We start from the raw sequence: 16,177 nt of genomic DNA, 5'->3' as shown, positions 1-16,177 counted from the left end.
TATGTCCGAAAACCTGATTGAAATTCGCGACCTGTCGGTTGCCTTCAGCGGGCACAAGGTAGTCAACAGCGTGAGCTTTGACATACCGGCTGGCGAATGCTTGGCGTTAGTCGGCGAATCCGGCTCCGGCAAATCGGTGACCGCGCATTCGATCCTGCAACTGCTGCCCAAGGCAGGCACGCTGACCACCGGCAGTATTCGTTACCGAGGCCAGCAATTGGTCGACGCCCGAGGCTCGACACTGCGCGAGATTCGCGGCAACCGTATCGCGATGATCTTTCAGGAACCGATGACCTCGCTCAACCCGTTGCACACCTTGGCCAAACAAATCGGCGAGACCTTGCTGGTGCATCGCGGCTTAAGTGGCAAAGCCGCGCAAAAGCGGATTGTCGAATTGCTGGAACTGGTGGGCATTCATAACCCGCACAAGCGTCTCAAGGCATATCCGCATCAACTGTCTGGTGGTCAGCGGCAACGGGTGATGATCGCTATGGCCTTGGCCTGCGAACCCGACTTGTTGATCGCCGACGAACCCACCACAGCGCTTGACGTCACCGTACAACGCAAGATTCTGCTGCTGCTCAAAGAGCTGCAACAACGCTTGAATATGTCGCTGTTGTTGATCAGTCATGACCTGAATCTGGTGCACAGCATCGCTCAACGAGTGTGCGTGATGCGCGCCGGTGAAATCGTCGAGCAGTCCAATTGTCACCTGCTATTCAAGCACCCCCAGCACCCCTACAGCCGCTTGCTGCTGGACGCTGAACCTGTGGGAGAACCGCTGCCCCGTGACAGCCGCGAAAAGGTGTTGGAAGTTGAAAACCTGCACGTGTGGTTTTCCATGGGCGGCGGAATTTTTCGTCAGCATCACGAATACCTCAAGGCCGTGGACGACATCAGCCTAAGCATCGAGCGTGGCAAGACGTTAGGCATCGTCGGTGAGTCGGGTTCAGGCAAGTCAACCTTGGGTCAGGCGATCCTGCGCTTGGTAGAGTCTCGCGGCAGCATTAAATTTCAAGGCCAGCCACTGGATTGCTTGAGTCAGAAAGAAATGCGGCCGTGGCGTAAACAAATGCAAGTGGTTTTTCAAGACCCTTATGGCAGCCTCAGCCCGCGAATGTCAGTGGAGCAAATCATCAGCGAGGGCTTGGAGGTCCACAGTGATCTCACACCCGCACAGTGTGAAATCGAAGTGATTCGCGTGCTGCAAGAGGTTGGCCTAGACCCGGCCAGTCGGCATCGTTACCCCCATGAATTTTCCGGAGGACAGCGCCAACGTATCGCCATTGCCCGAGCGCTGGTGCTTAAGCCAGCGCTAATACTGCTCGATGAACCGACCTCGGCGCTAGACCGTACCGTGCAAAAGCAAGTGGTTGCCCTCCTCCGCCAGCTTCAGGAAAAACACGGTCTGACCTATCTGTTTATCAGCCATGACCTGGCCGTGGTCAAGGCATTGGCCCATGACCTGATCGTGGTCAAGGACGGGAAAGTGGTTGAACGCGGCGCCAGCCACGATGTGTTCGATTCTCCGCAGCATCCATATACCAAAGAACTCCTGGCGGCGGCGCATCCGGGGTTTGCTTGATTCGGTTGTAGGCATCTGAATAACGGATGGACGAACAATGTGGGCGTTGCCCCGGTTTGTGAACATATTGAGGCCATCATGAAAGACAGCGACAGCCTCAAGGATTATCGGCGCGTCCGGCGCCTGGCGATCCGCTCGTTGTTCGAAATCATCGAGCAGTCCAGCGAAGGCACGGTGATCGTCGACAAAGACGCTCGCATTGTTTGGATTAACGAGCGTTACGCGCGCCGCTTCGGGTTGGACGACGCTAGTGTGGCCGTAGGGCAACCCTGTGAAAGCGTGATTCCCGGCAGTTTGCTGCGGGACGTGGTGAACAGCGGTCGACCGATTTTGCTGGACATGATGGACACCGCTAAAGACCCATTGGTGGTCATGCGGTTGCCGATCAACGACGACGCTGGCTCCGTGATCGGCGCTATCGGTTTCGCTTTATTCGATGAGCTGCACGCACTGTCGCCGTTGCTTAAACGCTACCTGAGTATGCAAGAAGAGCTGGCCTCGACTCGATCTCTGCTGCGCGCTCGTCAAGCCAAATACAGCTTCGCGCACTTTATCGGCACCAGCTTTGCAAGCCTTGAGGTTAAACGCCGCGCGCGGCGCAGCGCGGGTGCCGACTCCCCGGTACTATTGCTCGGGGAAACCGGCACCGGCAAAGAGTTACTGGCCCATGCCATCCACAACGCCTCGCCACGGGCGCACAAAGCTTTTGTCAGCATCAACAGTGCGGCGATCCCGGAAGCGCTGCTCGAAGCCGAGTTTTTTGGCACGGCGCCGGGTGCATTCACCGGCGCCGACCGCAAGGGCCGCCCCGGCAAACTGAAGATTGCCCAAGGTGGCACACTGTTTCTGGACGAAATCGGTGACATGCCGCTGCCGTTGCAAAGCAAATTGCTTCGGGTGTTGCAGGAGAAAGAGTACGAACCGGTCGGCTCCAACGAAGTGATTCAAAGCGATGTCCGCCTGATCGCCGCTACGTCCACCGACCTTGAGGCAGCGATTAAGCGCGGCGAATTTCGCGCCGACCTGTATTACCGCCTCAACGTGCTGCCAATCCAGGTGCCGCCGTTACGAGAGCGATTGGACGATCTACCTGCCTTGTGCGACGCCATTCTTGAAGAGCTATGCAGCCAGCACGAACTGGACCACGGCGCCCTTGCCTTACTGGGCCAACACGCCTGGCCGGGCAACATCCGGGAACTGCGTAATGTGCTGGAGCGCGCCGCATTGCTCAGTGACAATCTGCTGCTGGATACCGGGGAGATTCGCTCAGCCATCGGTACGCTGATTCCGTTCAGCACATCGGCGATAGCTCTGCCAACGACCAAAACCGAAACCTTCAGCGCCGCGCGTGCGCGATTTGATAGGCAACTAATTGAGTCAACCTTAGCCAGCTGTAACGGAAACGTTATCGAAACGGCCAAGCACCTTGGGTTGGGACGCTCTACGCTGTACAAAAAAATGGCGGCACTGGGCATAGCTGAGTCTCATTAAAGAGACTCAAATCTCAATTACAAGACTTTCCTCATTGACCTTTTCAGGAGCTACCGCAGGCTGGAATTCGATCAAAAACCGGTCGCACTCTTCATCCGCCGAAGGTCCTACCGCCCTTCTGACAGCCTTCGGCAGATAGTACACATCCGGCGCTTGCTGCGTGACCGAGTGGTGTCATGGCTAGGAAAATCTCTAAATAGAGACAGCCCTCGTATCCGTTTTTTATAAATAATCATTAAATTCAACAAGTTAAGTAAATGGCACGAAACCCGCAATGTTTCACACGCGGCCCGACCGCAAAAAAAATAATAACTATCCAGGAGACACTCCATGAGTGTAATCATCGCGTTAGCGGCCCTTGGGCTACTGATGCTCGCTGCGTACCGTGGCTATAGCGTCATTCTGTTCGCCCCCATTGCCGCCCTCGGCGCGGTATTGTTGACCGACCCTTCAGCCGTCGCCCCTGCGTTTAGCGGCGTGTTCATGGAAAAGATGGTCGGCTTCGTCAAACTCTACTTCCCCGTATTTCTGCTCGGCGCCGTATTTGGCAAGCTGATCGAGCTGTCCGGTTTCTCCCGCGCCATCGTTGCGGCAGCCATTCGTCTGCTCGGCACGCGTCAGGCAATGCTGGTGATCGTGTTGGTATGTGCCGTGCTCACCTACGGCGGGGTTTCACTGTTTGTGGTGGTGTTCGCGGTTTACCCGTTCGCCGCCGAGATGTTCCGCCAGAGCGATATCCCCAAGCGACTGATTCCAGCCACCATTGCCCTGGGTGCGTTTTCCTTCACCATGGACGCGCTACCCGGCACTCCGCAAATCCAGAACATCATTCCCGCGACATTCTTCAACACCACCGCATGGGCAGCGCCATGGTTGGGGTTGATCGGTACTTTATTCGTGTTTTGCACCGGCATGCTGTACCTGCAACGTCAACGCAATAAAGCCCAGCGGGCCGGCGAAGGTTACGGCACAGAGCTGCGCAACGAACCTGAAACCGCCGAAAATATCAAACTGCCCAACGCCTGGATTGCCCTGTCACCGCTGCTGCTGGTTGGCATCATGAACTTGCTGTTCACCCATTGGATTCCGCAGTGGTACGGCAAGACCAACATCTTGAGCCTGCCAGGCATGGCAACCCCGGTACAAACTGAAATCGCCAAGTTAACGGCTATCTGGGCCGTGGAAGCAGCACTGCTGATCGGCATTTTGACGGTGCTGGTGTTCGGCTTCAGTGCGGTGCGTGGCAAGCTGGCCGAAGGCAGCAAAAGCGCGGTGAGCGGCGCATTGCTGGCGGCAATGAATACGGCATCGGAGTACGGCTTCGGTGCGGTGATCGCCTCGCTGCCGGGATTTCTGGTGTTGGCCGATGCGCTAAAAACCATTCCCAATCCGTTGGTCAATGAATCCATCACCGTCACCTTGCTTGCTGGTATCACCGGTTCGGCGTCAGGCGGCATGAGCATTGCGCTGGCAGCCATGTCTGACAGCTTCATCGCGGCGGCCCATGCGGCCAACATTCCAATGGAAGTGCTGCACCGAGTCGCCGCCATGGCCAGCGGCGGCATGGACACCCTTCCGCACAACGGCGCTGTGATCACGTTGTTGGCCGTCACCGGTTTGACCCACCGAGAGGCCTACAAGGATATATTCAGCATCACCATTATCAAAACGCTGGCGGTCTTTGTTGTGATCGGCACGTTCTACGCCACCGGCATCGTTTGAGGAGTTGGGTATGAGTCTGCAAGGTAAAACCGCACTGGTTACGGGTTCCACCAGTGGCATCGGCCTGGGTATTGCCCTGAGCCTGGCCAAGTCTGGCGCCAACGTGATTCTCAATGGCTTCGGCGACGCTTCGGCGGTAATGGCTGATGTGGTTGCGGCAGCAGGCAAGGACGGCGGTAAAGTCGGCCACCACCCCGCCGATGTCAGTGACCCGATACAGATCGCCGACATGGTCGCCTACGGCGATCGCGAATTCGGCGGCATCGACATTCTAGTCAACAACGCGGGCATTCAGCACGTCTCGCCAGTAGAGGAATTCCCGGTGGAGCGCTGGGATTCGATCATCGCCATCAACCTGTCCTCGGTCTTTCACAGCACTCGCCTGTGCCTGCCTGGCATGCGCACCAAGGGCTGGGGCCGAATCGTCAACATCGCTTCGGTCCACGGCCTGGTTGGTTCTACCGGCAAGGCCGCGTATGTCGCAGCCAAGCACGGCGTGATCGGGTTGACCAAAGTGGTGGGACTGGAAACCGCCACCAGCAATGTCACGTGTAACGCCATTTGCCCCGGCTGGGTGCTGACCCCGCTGGTGCAGCAACAGATCGACACCCGAGGCGCGGCAGATGGCAACCTGGAAAAAGCCAAGCACGACTTGCTGGCCGAGAAACAGCCCTCGCTGGAGTTCGTCACCCCCCCGCAGTTGGGCGAGTTGGTGCTGTTTCTGTGCAGCGAAGCCGGCAGCCAGGTACGCGGAGCTGCTTGGAATATCGATGGCGGTTGGTTGGCGCAATAAACGGAGTGGGTCATGACTGCAATACTTTGGACCCCCAGCGCGCAACGCATAAAAGCGAGTCGTATGGACGACTTTCGGCGTCGGGTCAATCAACGCCATGGCCTGCAGCTGACCGACTACCCGTCACTGCATCAGTGGAGCATCGACCAACGCGAGGATTTCTGGCAGGCCATCGTTGACACCTTCGATATCAGGTTCCATGCGCCACCCGACAGCGTGCTCATCGAAGGTCCACAGATGCCCAGCGCCCAATGGTTTCCGGGCGCGACAGTGAATTTTGCCGAACACCTGTTGCGCCGTCGCGACGATTACCCAGCGATTATTTCCATCAGCGAAGATCGCCAGCGCACCCAATTGACCTACGCCGAGCTAGCCGAGCAGGTGGCCGGCTTGCAGCAAAGCTTGCGCAACGCAGGGATCGGCGTGGGTGATCGCGTCGCGGCGTGCATGCCCAATACCTGGCAAACACTGGTGGCCATGCTCGCCACCACCAGTCTCGGGGCAATTTGGTCCTGCTCGTCACCGGACTTCGGCACCCAAGGCGTCATCGACCGTTTTGGCCAAATCGAACCCAAAATACTGCTGACCTGTGCCGGTTACCGTTACGCCGGAAAACTCATCGACAAGACTGCCAAGGTCAACGAGATTCTTGAACGCTTGCCAGGTTTGCAGCAACTGATCATTGTTCCCTTCTCCCGGCCACAAGCCCGTGCCGAAGACTTTCAGACCTCGGCCAAGGTCACGTTGTGGGACGATTTTTATACCGCAGGCGGCGAACCGACCTTTGTCGCCGTGCCGTTCGCCCATCCGCTGTACATCCTGTATTCCAGCGGCACCACCGGCGTGCCGAAATGCATCATTCACAGCACCGGCGGCGTGTTGCTGCAACACGTCAAAGAACTGGGTCTGCATTCTGATCTGGGGCCTGAGGATTGTCTGTTCTACTACACCACCTGCGGTTGGATGATGTGGAATTGGCTAGTATCAGGGCTGGCGCTCGGCGCGACCGTGGTGTTGTACGACGGCTCCCCTTTCTTTCCACATACTCAGCGCTTGATGGACATGATCGACGAGGAAGGTATCAGTGTGTTTGGCACCAGCGCCAAATACCTCGCCGAACTGGAAAGACATTCGATCAAACCTCGGCTGAATCACCACTTCACTCGCCTCAAGGCCATGCTGTCCACCGGCTCGCCGCTGGCACAAAGCAGCTATGACTACGTGTACCGCGAGATCAAGAGCGAGCTGTGCCTGTCGTCGATTTCCGGGGGCACCGACATCGTGTCCTGCTTTGCCGTCGGCAACCCGTTATTGCCGGTGTACCGAGGCGAAATGCAGTCCAAGGGCCTGGGCATGGCTGTCGAAGTCTGGAACGACCAAGGCCAACCGGTAATTGCAGAAAAAGGAGAACTGGTCTGTACTCGGCACTTTCCGGCGATTCCCATCGGTTTCTGGAATGACCCCCAACAAAAACGGCTCAAGGCTGCGTATTTCACGCAGTTTCCGGGAGTTTGGGCTCAGGGTGACTACGCCGAAGAAACCGCCCGTGGCAGCCTGATCATCCACGGCCGATCAGACGCAGTGCTTAACCCTGGTGGCGTGCGAATCGGCACGGCGGAGATCTATCGCCAAGTGGACAAGGTTGCCGAAGTGATGGAAAGCGTCGCCATTGGCCAACACTGGAAAGATGACGTGCGCGTGGTGCTCTTCGTTCGCTTACAGGATGAGCTGACACTGACCCCGCAGCTGGAGCAGCGCATTCGTGACGTGATTCGCGCCAATACCACGCCACGGCATGTGCCGGCCAAGATTGTCGTGGTTTCGGACATTCCTCGCACCATCAGCGGAAAAATTGTAGAGCTGGCTGTACGTAATGTGGTCCACGGGCAACCGGTAAAAAATACCGACGCCCTGGCCAATCCGGTTGCCTTAGAGCAGTTTCGTGACCGGGAAGAACTGGCGAACTAAGCCACTGTACTTACGGCTTGAACGCACCGCCTTCTTCATCCACCAGCCCCCAGTTCGCCATGGTCGATTCTAAGGCGGGCTCGGGGGCGGCGGGTGCCGAGGTGATCTGGGTGGGCGCACCTTTCTCACGGAACAGTTTAAGACGCAGACGTACGTTGTTTTTGGAGTCGGCGTTTTTCAGTGCTTCTTCCTCACTGATCGCGCCCTCGGCCACCAAGTCAAACAGCGCACCGTCAAACGTCTGCATCCCCAGGTTGGTGGACTTCTCCATGATGCCCTTGAGTTCAGTCAGTTCATTGCGCTGAATAAAATCAAGAATGGTTGGCGTGCCCAGCATGACTTCCACCGCCGCACGGCGTTTGCCGTCCAGGGTTTTGACCAGTCGCTGGGACACGAATGCCTTCAGGTTATTGCCCAAATCATGCAGCAACTGCTGGCGACGATCTTCCGGGAAAAAATTGATGATACGGTCCAGTGCCTGGTTGGCGTTGTTCGCGTGCAACGTTGAGATAGCCAAGTGGCCGGTGTCGGCAAACGCCAGCGCATGCTCCATGGTTTCGCGGTCACGGATCTCGCCAATCAAAATAACGTCCGGCGCCTGCCGCAACGTGTTCTTCAACGCCGCGTGAAAACTGCGGGTGTCTACGCCCACTTCACGTTGATTAATGATCGACTTCTTGTGCCGATGGATATACTCCACCGGGTCTTCAATGGTGATGATATGGCCGCCACTGTTGCGATTTCGATAATCAATCATCGCCGCCAGCGACGTCGACTTACCCGAACCGGTGGCGCCTATGACCAGCACCAGCCCGCGTTTTTCCATGACCACTTCGAGCAACACTGGCGGTAATTTCAAATCTTCGAAATGCGGAATCTCCAGCTTGATGTTGCGCGCCACGATCGACACTTCGTTGCGCTGCTTAAAAATATTGATCCGAAATCGACCGATGCCCGCCAGTGACACCGCAAGGTTCATCTCCAACTCGCGCTCAAACTCAAGCCGCTGCTCGGCATCCATGATGCTGTCGGCAACGCTGGCCACGTCGCCAGGCTTCAAGGCCTCGGTACTCAGCGGCTTAAGTACGCCATTAAACTTGGCGCAGGGTGGCGCACCGGTAGACAGGAAAAGGTCCGATCCGTCCTGGTTGGCCAGAATTTTCAACAGCGCTTGGAAATCCATGAGCAACATCCACACGAAAAAGAAAAATAATAAAGCGTCAGCAGTAGATGAGGATTAGATCGCCGACGAAAGCCTGTAGCTTGGATGGATAAAGGGCCGGGCGCAAACCGATATTGCAGTTCTTGCACACCTGTCGGCAGAAACAATCAATCCGTCCCGAGCACAGGCATAATAGCCACCGTTTTTTTCAGGACCGTCCGCACCATGAAAGCACTCGCCCGCCACATCCTGGTGAAAACCGCCGAAGAGGCCGAACAGCTCAAGCAACGTATTGCCAAGGGCGAGGCGTTCGACGTATTAGCCAAAAAATACTCCACCTGCCCCTCAGGCAAACGCGGCGGCGACCTGGGCGAAGTTCGGCCAGGGCAACTGGTCGGCGCGATTGATTCGGTGATATTCAAAAAACCGGTTCGGGTGATACATGGGCCGATTAAGAGCAAGTTCGGGTATCACTTGGTTCAAGTGTTTTATCGGGATTGAACGTCGTCTGTGGCGCAGCAAACACGCGGTTTTGTAGGAGGGTCCGCCACGTCTTCGGCACCGACCCTGTCGTGTCTACCGAAGTCTCTGTGGGAGTTGGCTTGCCAACGAAAGTGCCAATGCAGGCGACCCACATTTTGGGTCGACATCAGCGGCGCGATGACCGGCCTCTTCGCAGGCAAGCCTGCTCCCACGGCATCTACGGCTGCTTGCTATCATCCCTGTCAATTGAATCTTAGAGTCGTAGCGGCTTCGCAGCCTTCGGCAGCTTCTACAGGCTGTTTATGAATTGTCTTTCACAGATGACCCTACCCCCTCGAATCTAAATCACGATCCTGATAAACCCCGGCGATATATACATCGTCAGGTCGTGAAGGGATCATTGCCAACTGCACGCGTGCGACGTTTTCTTTATGAGCAGTCCAGCGCTTTAAACTGCCTTCAATATTTTCCGACTGCGCCGCACTTCCGTACACATCGGCTAGTTTGAGCTTGGACGCATTCAATTTTTTCAAACGCTCAAGGGTCGTGTTCAAACGGTAAATCTCGTCCCTCAGGCTGGCAATTTCTGCCATTGAGCGCAAACCGCGAGGCAAGTCATAGGAATGAGTTTCTTTTTGTTTGAGCGCATCTCCCAGCTGCGTTATAGCCTTTTCGATTACGCGGTATTCTCTGTCGGTGACAACCGTTTGACCGGCCAACTGCGTCTCTTGCCAGCGACGTAAAGTAGCCCAGGTAAACGGTATATAGCTCACGACCATCCGGTGATCGCTACTCTCTAGTAATTGCTGGATAAGCCCGTCTCGCTTTGGCATATCACCACCGTCGTACTGACGGGTTTGCTGGCTCTGCAAATACGTGCAAATCGCTGCGCCCTCAATGGAGTCACAGCCGGGATCCCATAGCACCGACGACTTCTCACCGTCATTTAGCTTTATCGGCATGAAATGCTGCTGCTTGCCATGGTGCTCATAAGGGTCACCGCTGGTTCGCACCATCGCAGTAGGTATCCCCACCCAGCCGGACGGTATAACCGCCAAGCCTATTAATTCCTCCGTTCTTACATTCATCCATGGCAAAGGCACGCTTGGAACAGGGTCGTTGTGGTTGACGATGCGGTGATGGACGAGCTCTGAGGCGCTATCGACAAATGCGGTGTCTCCGACTCGAGGTGCGCCGTAGGTGTAGAGGAGAACGTCGTATTTTTTTGAACGGCGTAACGCTTCCGCCAACAAAGTAGCAATTGCACCACCCAAGCTGTGTCCACAGATAATCACTTTCTGTCCGAAGTGAAATCGAGACAGATAACGGTTTACAAAATTGCGGAGCGCAAGGTAAGCACCATAAAACCCCCGGTGTACTCGCTCATCGCCACCTTCAAATGGAACTTGCAACGCATCGGCATCCCTGAACATGTCAGCTGCCTCCTGAGTACCCCTCACTGCGATAACGATAATTTCATCGTGATGGGTTATATAGGCCTGAGTATCGGTATCTTCTTCAAGGTCAGTGTCATCAAAAAAATGCTGGTTAGCCGGGTGCTCTTGCTTATCCCCTTTCTCGGGAAGATTTTGCTCATAGAGCCTTGGATTGAACGGCAAGACTTCAAACCGTTTTGAGTAAGGCACGTCTTCGTACAACGGATAATACGCGTCCGTTTGATCGTCGTTTACACGCCAGATTTCTTTGTAACTGGCGAGGGCGTCTCCGAAAAAATTGCCCGGAGTCGGACTAAACGGGAAGCTAACCCGTTCTACGGGTTTCTCCGAAGGATTCTGCCCAAAGCCGACGTAAGTCAAGGTGGACATCAGTGCCAGTTGGTAGAGATTCAGGGCGCAGAATTCGTTATCGGTTGAAAGGATTGGCCGCAAAGCCCGCAATGGTCGAACCTCCAGAACCGTATGTTTGTTAGGCATCAGAATAACGCCCCATCGCTCTTGTTCTTTCCCGTTGGCCGCTTCCGGCCATCTCAAATGAGCTAACCGCGGAACGCGGGCACGCGTTACCAAAGGCGGTAGGTGAGCTGCTTGCTCGACTAAATCTCTGACCTCAACGTGAAAAAACTCATCAGCGTTTACTTGCGCTGGATTATTTTCGACACGTGAACCGTCGTTATTAATGAACCGGGATTCTTCAGCCCGCACTTGGAGCTCAGTAATAGGAAGTGGATAATATTCACGGGCCGTCAGATCTTTATAATAACCTTCAACTTCCGTGCAGACCTCATTTAGCGTTAAAATAACCATTCCTAGATAGCAACCATCCAGAACAGCAGATCCTTGCGCATCTAAAATACCATCGTAGTTCTGACCTACGCTGTCGATTATCTTATAAGCTAGTCCGCCGTAGGTTTTCCCGCTTCCAACTTCGTCCACCAGCTGAAAGCTTATTCGCTGCCCACGCAATGGACAGGCAAGTCTTTTTACTTTCAAAAAACGGAACATATTGATCTCGACCGTTCACATTAATACTCCTTATTCAGTGCAATTTGGATACACGCTGCAATCACGGCCATCAGGCATCTTGAAGTTTTTAAATTGAGGTGGGGATAAGCACACCTCCTCCATAGCACGGCCCCAATGTCCGTCGCAGGGCTTCCAGCCGGCCACAGTTTTAAACCAATATTTATTAAAATAAGGCTTTTCACTATCGGCCACTTTAAAACCCATGCTTATTGTTTTTCCACCTAATGTATCGCGACGAAGAATACCCCCCGCAGAATGCTTTAGGACCTCACCGTTACTATCAATAGCTCGGCATCTCAGAACTTTTATAATGTAGCGCTCAGGTCCCGCAGTCCTAAAAAACCACTGACATTCGCCATTATAAAGTGTGTTTTCTATACTGCCAGATTTCACGTTATCGACAGGGGCTCCGTCACGAAATGAGATGCCTGCGATATCTCCATCGAGGTCCCACCGGCCTGGCCCCCATCGACCCTCAACATCCAGCTTCAACCCATCCAATACCAACGGACAATTATTCTCCACTATCGCCAAAGGAATATTGAAAACCGCCGTATATTGAGAATCCTGCACTTCGCTTATGAAGCGTTTCTTGTCTATGAGACGTCCATTTTTTCGACGCCGCGCAGTACACACCTCCCCAGTAGCCGGCACATAGTGGGCATCCGCTTGAAGTTTAAAATTGGCAGGCATTTCCGTTTTTAACGTAAACTGATCCTTACCCGTGTCGCTACAACCGCTTACAAGCAGGAGAGTACAAACACCTGCAACGTGCTTGAAGCAATTTTTAGCTTTATCTACAGTTATAAAACTTCCACGCTTTTTCAAAATATAGCCTCGTGCCATGGAGCGCAGCCGTGAGAGTCTTTTGGAAGCGTTAACATATCCAAAATAATCACCGTCGGAAGTGCGCTTATTCCAACGGAATGCTCAAACCATAGGAGTCCAGCAGGCTTTTCGGTTGGATGATGTACTTCAATATAACCTGCGAGCCACCATAGGGACATGGTCTATTACTTAAAGCATTTCCAAACCAAGCTAGCCCGCCAATACTCAAGGTCACCGGATTCAGAAATATACACAGCGCCACGATAAACGTCTGTATTTTCGTTAAACTAAACCACTCCATTCGCCGTCATTAATCCTGACTAGCATTACTGCAATTTCTCATCGGACCAATATTCCGCTTCTTTATAAAGCCGATCGAAATGTAACTGCGGCGCCTCGCCCTGTAGTGGGAGCCAGTCTTGAATAATCTTTCCTTTCTCTTCTTTGAGGCGTTGCGTTATTAAAAACAGCAACTTCTCCGGCGCAACCCACCCCCACTGCTCTGCCATGTCTAGTTGTATATCTAACCAATCACTGACAGGCATACTTTGTTCCAGTTCGTATGTCTCTAGAGCATGTTTCCCACGAAGATAGAGTTCAATATTGTGACGCAGGACTGCCCTCAAACTCTTTGCCGGCACCGGAACCGTCAGCCAAGCCGGATTTGCCGGCACCGGGTAGATACCAGGACTCGGATTTTCCGCCGCAGCCCAGTCCTGTCCATTCCAATAGCAAAGGCCAGCGATTGGTCCGAGGTATTGGGGCAGTGATTCAAGTTCAAGATGGTTCAATGCCCGCGCGATCACGCGGTTGTCGTGGAATCGGTACAGCGATTGCTCAGGCCGTTGGCCGATGATAATGCGTGCGCGCCAATGGTCGGCCATGGCCGCAATCTGGTCGCCTTTGCAGCTGACCAGCCAGCCCCAGTTGCACTCGGGGGTTGCGAGCAATGAAGTGAGCAGCGGCCTAATGGTGCTGCTGATTTTGAAGATGAACGGTCCTGCCGCCATGCTGCTTATGGGTGTTTGACTGTAGACATTAATGTGCTCTGGTGTGGGTTGCTGGGTCAGTAGCGCTTGGAGATTTTCCTGTTCACCATCTGAGTTAAGAATCAAATACGTCGGGCGCGCGAGTCGAGTCTGCTCGGAGATCCATTGATTGGGGAACGAGAGTTTTAAAAGATTATTTTGTTGGTCCCCCGTTAAATTTGTGGCGTTTTTTTGGGTATCTGCCAGATAAGACATTCGTCACTCCTTGTTTCAACGTAAGGACTGACTCTGGGCGATGACGCCAAAAAAAAATGCCATCCAATTCAATGTTGCGTGTAGGAAACTTCTTTAAATTCAGCGAAAACCTAGATTCAGGACCACCGATCCATTGTAATAGCCCGCTTGCCAGCGATTGGGACCGCTTCGCGCTCCATCGCGAACGCGTTCACTCCTACCCTTACGACTCAATACGTAATGGCACCGGCATCACGCTTTTGGGGATCAGTGCCCCCGGATGTTGAATTACTAAACTCGCCAGCCGATGCCCCGCGTGCGCGGCTTGTTCCGGGCTGCCGCCTTTGAGCCGTTGGGCCAAATACGCGGCGCTGAATGAGTCGCCGGCTGCGGTGGTGTCTACTACCCGAGTCACTGCGTGCGCAGGGATCTCGAAGCGTTCGCCTTGGGATTCCACCAAGCAGCTGTTGGCCCCGCGCTTGACCACTACTTCGCTGATGCCTAAGTCCCGATACACCGCCAGCAGTTGTTCCGAGTCGGTATAGCCAAACAAGGCCTGCTCGTCGTCTTCGGTCAACAATGCCAAATCCACCTGCGGCAATACCGCCCGATAGGCCTCGCGCGCCTGTTCGACGCTGGCCCAGAGTCGCGGGCGGTAGTTGTTGTCGAAAGCTACGCGGGCGCCGCGGGCTCGGGCGTCGATCAACACCGACAACAATCGCGCCCGACCCTGCTCGCCCAGTACCGCCAGGGTGATGCCGCTGAAATACAGCACGTCATACTCCACCAGCGCCGCCAGAATCGGCTCGGCTGCTGGCGTGGTAAAACAATCGCGCACTGCGGCTTCGTTGCGCCAATACAAAAACCGCCGCTCGCCATTGGCATCGGTTTGGATGCAATAGAGCCCTGGCAATCGCCCCGGTAGACGTTGAACCCGGCTCAGGCCGATTTGTTCGTCAGCCCAGACTTGGCACATGGCATCGCTGAAGCTGTCGTCGCCCAATGCGGTGACGTAATCCACTTGGGACGTGCCGCCGAGCATGCGCGCCACGTACACCGCTGTGTTTAAGGTGTCGCCACCAAAACTCTGTTGCAGGGTGCCGTTGGCGTGCTGTTGCAGCTCGATCATGCATTCGCCGATCAAGGCGATGCGCGGGTGATGGTGACTGATCAATGCGCTCATCGGACGTGCAAGCTCCTCGGTCTAGAAACAGGTGTTCAGCGTTTCGATTACGTTCAGGTTTTCATCCACCAGGCAGCCTGAGCGCCATTTATCAAAGGTCAGGCAAGGATGGGAGGTGCCAAAGGAAATGATGTCGCCAATCTTCAGTTCGCAACCGGGCGCGATGGTCATGAATGCATGCTGGTCCATGACCGCTGTCACGGTGCAGGCGCTGACATCATCCCCTTTTGCAGGTAATACGCCGGGGCGGTAGCGCAGCAAAGGGTTTGGCAACCCAGCGTCGAAGGCCACGTCGCGCTTGCCCATGGCGATCACCGCAAAACCCGGTTCCGGCATTGATTGCACGTGGGCCCAGACTTCCAGCGCGGGGCGTAATGCCTCGCTCAGTTCGCTGCGACGGTCCAGCACGCAGCATTGCGCGTCTTTATAAATGCCGTGGTCATGCACCACATAGCTGCCGGGACGCAGCACGCTGAGAAAACGCTCGCGAACCGCTTGGGCGTCGAAGGCTTCGGCGATCAGGTCATACCAGGCCGAACCGGAGGCAGTGACGATGGGCCGGGTCAAGGCAAAGGCGCCTTTGTCTTGCAGCTCTACCGCCAACCGCACTAATGAGGCGGCAAAGGCTTTGATGCCGGCAATGGCCTGGTCACCATGAATCACGCCTTCGTAGCCTTCGATTCCGGTCAACGCCAGCGCCGGTTGGACGGCGATGGATTCAGCCAGCGCCAACACTTCTTGCTCGGTGCGGCAGCCACAACGGCCGCCATGCACGCCGTATTCGATCATTACGTTCAGGCGCAGGCCGCGTCCGCCGAAGTATTCGCCCAACGCTGCAACATTGTCTGGGTGATCGACCATGCAGTGAAAATCAAACATCGAGTCATCGAGCAAATCCGCGATCAACGCCATGTTCGGCGTCCCGACCAGTTGATTGGCCATCAACACCCGACGCACGCCATGGGCATAGGCGGCGCGGGTCTGCACGGCGGTGGCCAGGGTTATGCCCCAGGCGCCCTCTTCCAGTTGGCGGCGAAACAGCGCCGGGACCATGCTGGTTTTGCCATGGGGTGCCAACTCGGCACCGCTGTTGCTGACGAAGGCCTGCATCCAGCGAATGTTATGTTCCAGCGCCTGCTGATGAATCACCAACGCGGGCAGGCTGACGTCGCGAACCAGGCTGTCGCCCGGCGCGGCAGCGCCCTTTTCTACTGCGGTAGCGTTCAAGTCGGCCGTTGCAAAACTCATGACTGTTC

Annotated in this window: 12 protein-coding genes; 6 read left to right on the top strand and 6 right to left on the bottom strand. The window is 55.2% G+C overall.

Annotation, left to right across the window (positions count from 1 at the left end):
• Position 1 precedes the first annotated feature (1 nt).
• The 5 genes from RGW60_RS06185 to RGW60_RS06165 all read left to right on the top strand — a co-directional run bounded on the left by RGW60_RS06185 (position 2) and on the right by RGW60_RS06165 (position 7,559).
• On the top strand, positions 2-1,585 hold the full coding sequence (locus tag RGW60_RS06185) for an ABC transporter ATP-binding protein (RefSeq protein ID WP_322203072.1): 1,584 nt from the start codon (positions 2-4) through the stop codon (positions 1,583-1,585).
• A 78-nt stretch (positions 1,586-1,663) separates the two neighbouring features.
• Positions 1,664-3,076, top strand: a complete 1,413-nt coding sequence (locus RGW60_RS06180; protein ID WP_322203070.1) for a sigma-54 interaction domain-containing protein — start codon at positions 1,664-1,666, stop codon at positions 3,074-3,076.
• A gap of 330 nt (positions 3,077-3,406) precedes the next feature.
• Complete coding sequence (locus RGW60_RS06175; protein ID WP_322203068.1) at positions 3,407-4,798, top strand: GntP family permease; 1,392 nt, start codon at positions 3,407-3,409, stop codon at positions 4,796-4,798.
• Positions 4,799-4,808: 10 nt separating this feature from the next.
• Entirely contained in the window at positions 4,809-5,591 is a 783-nt protein-coding gene (locus RGW60_RS06170) for a 3-hydroxybutyrate dehydrogenase (protein ID WP_322203066.1), read from the top strand.
• 12 nt (positions 5,592-5,603) lie between these two features.
• The gene (locus RGW60_RS06165) at positions 5,604-7,559 is read left to right on the top strand and encodes an acetoacetate--CoA ligase (protein WP_322203064.1); all 1,956 of its coding nucleotides are present in this window, start codon (positions 5,604-5,606) and stop codon (positions 7,557-7,559) included.
• Positions 7,560-7,569: 10 nt separating this feature from the next.
• On the opposite strand, the gene RGW60_RS06160 is transcribed toward RGW60_RS06165, so the two are convergent.
• On the bottom strand, positions 7,570-8,742 hold the full coding sequence (locus RGW60_RS06160) for a PilT/PilU family type 4a pilus ATPase (RefSeq protein WP_322203062.1): 1,173 nt from the start codon (positions 8,740-8,742) through the stop codon (positions 7,570-7,572).
• 204 nt (positions 8,743-8,946) lie between these two features.
• Between RGW60_RS06160 and RGW60_RS06155 the strand changes: the two genes are divergently transcribed.
• Entirely contained in the window at positions 8,947-9,222 is a 276-nt protein-coding gene (locus tag RGW60_RS06155; RefSeq protein WP_322169494.1) for a peptidylprolyl isomerase, read from the top strand.
• 308 nt (positions 9,223-9,530) lie between these two features.
• On the opposite strand, the gene RGW60_RS06150 is transcribed toward RGW60_RS06155, so the two are convergent.
• The 5 genes from RGW60_RS06150 to RGW60_RS06130 form a co-directional block, all read right to left on the bottom strand.
• Positions 9,531-11,666, bottom strand: coding sequence for a lipase family protein (locus RGW60_RS06150; RefSeq protein WP_322203060.1), 2,136 nt, complete (start codon positions 11,664-11,666; stop codon positions 9,531-9,533).
• Positions 11,667-11,696: 30 nt separating this feature from the next.
• Positions 11,697-12,533, bottom strand: a complete 837-nt coding sequence (locus RGW60_RS06145) for a hypothetical protein (protein ID WP_322203058.1) — start codon at positions 12,531-12,533, stop codon at positions 11,697-11,699.
• A gap of 308 nt (positions 12,534-12,841) precedes the next feature.
• The gene (locus RGW60_RS06140; protein WP_322203056.1) at positions 12,842-13,759 is read right to left on the bottom strand and encodes a DUF4123 domain-containing protein; all 918 of its coding nucleotides are present in this window, start codon (positions 13,757-13,759) and stop codon (positions 12,842-12,844) included.
• Between the two features lie 202 nt (positions 13,760-13,961).
• Positions 13,962-14,921, bottom strand: a complete 960-nt coding sequence (locus RGW60_RS06135; RefSeq protein WP_322203054.1) for a sugar kinase — start codon at positions 14,919-14,921, stop codon at positions 13,962-13,964.
• Between the two features lie 21 nt (positions 14,922-14,942).
• Positions 14,943-16,169, bottom strand: coding sequence for an amino acid deaminase (locus RGW60_RS06130; protein WP_322203052.1), 1,227 nt, complete (start codon positions 16,167-16,169; stop codon positions 14,943-14,945).
• Positions 16,170-16,177 lie beyond the last annotated feature (8 nt).

Source organism: Pseudomonas sp. AB6 (assembly GCF_034314105.1).
Classification (GTDB): Bacteria; Pseudomonadota; Gammaproteobacteria; order Pseudomonadales; family Pseudomonadaceae; genus Aquipseudomonas.
Note: the sequence above shows the minus strand (reverse complement) of the source record. Positions and strands in the feature narration are given on the sequence as shown.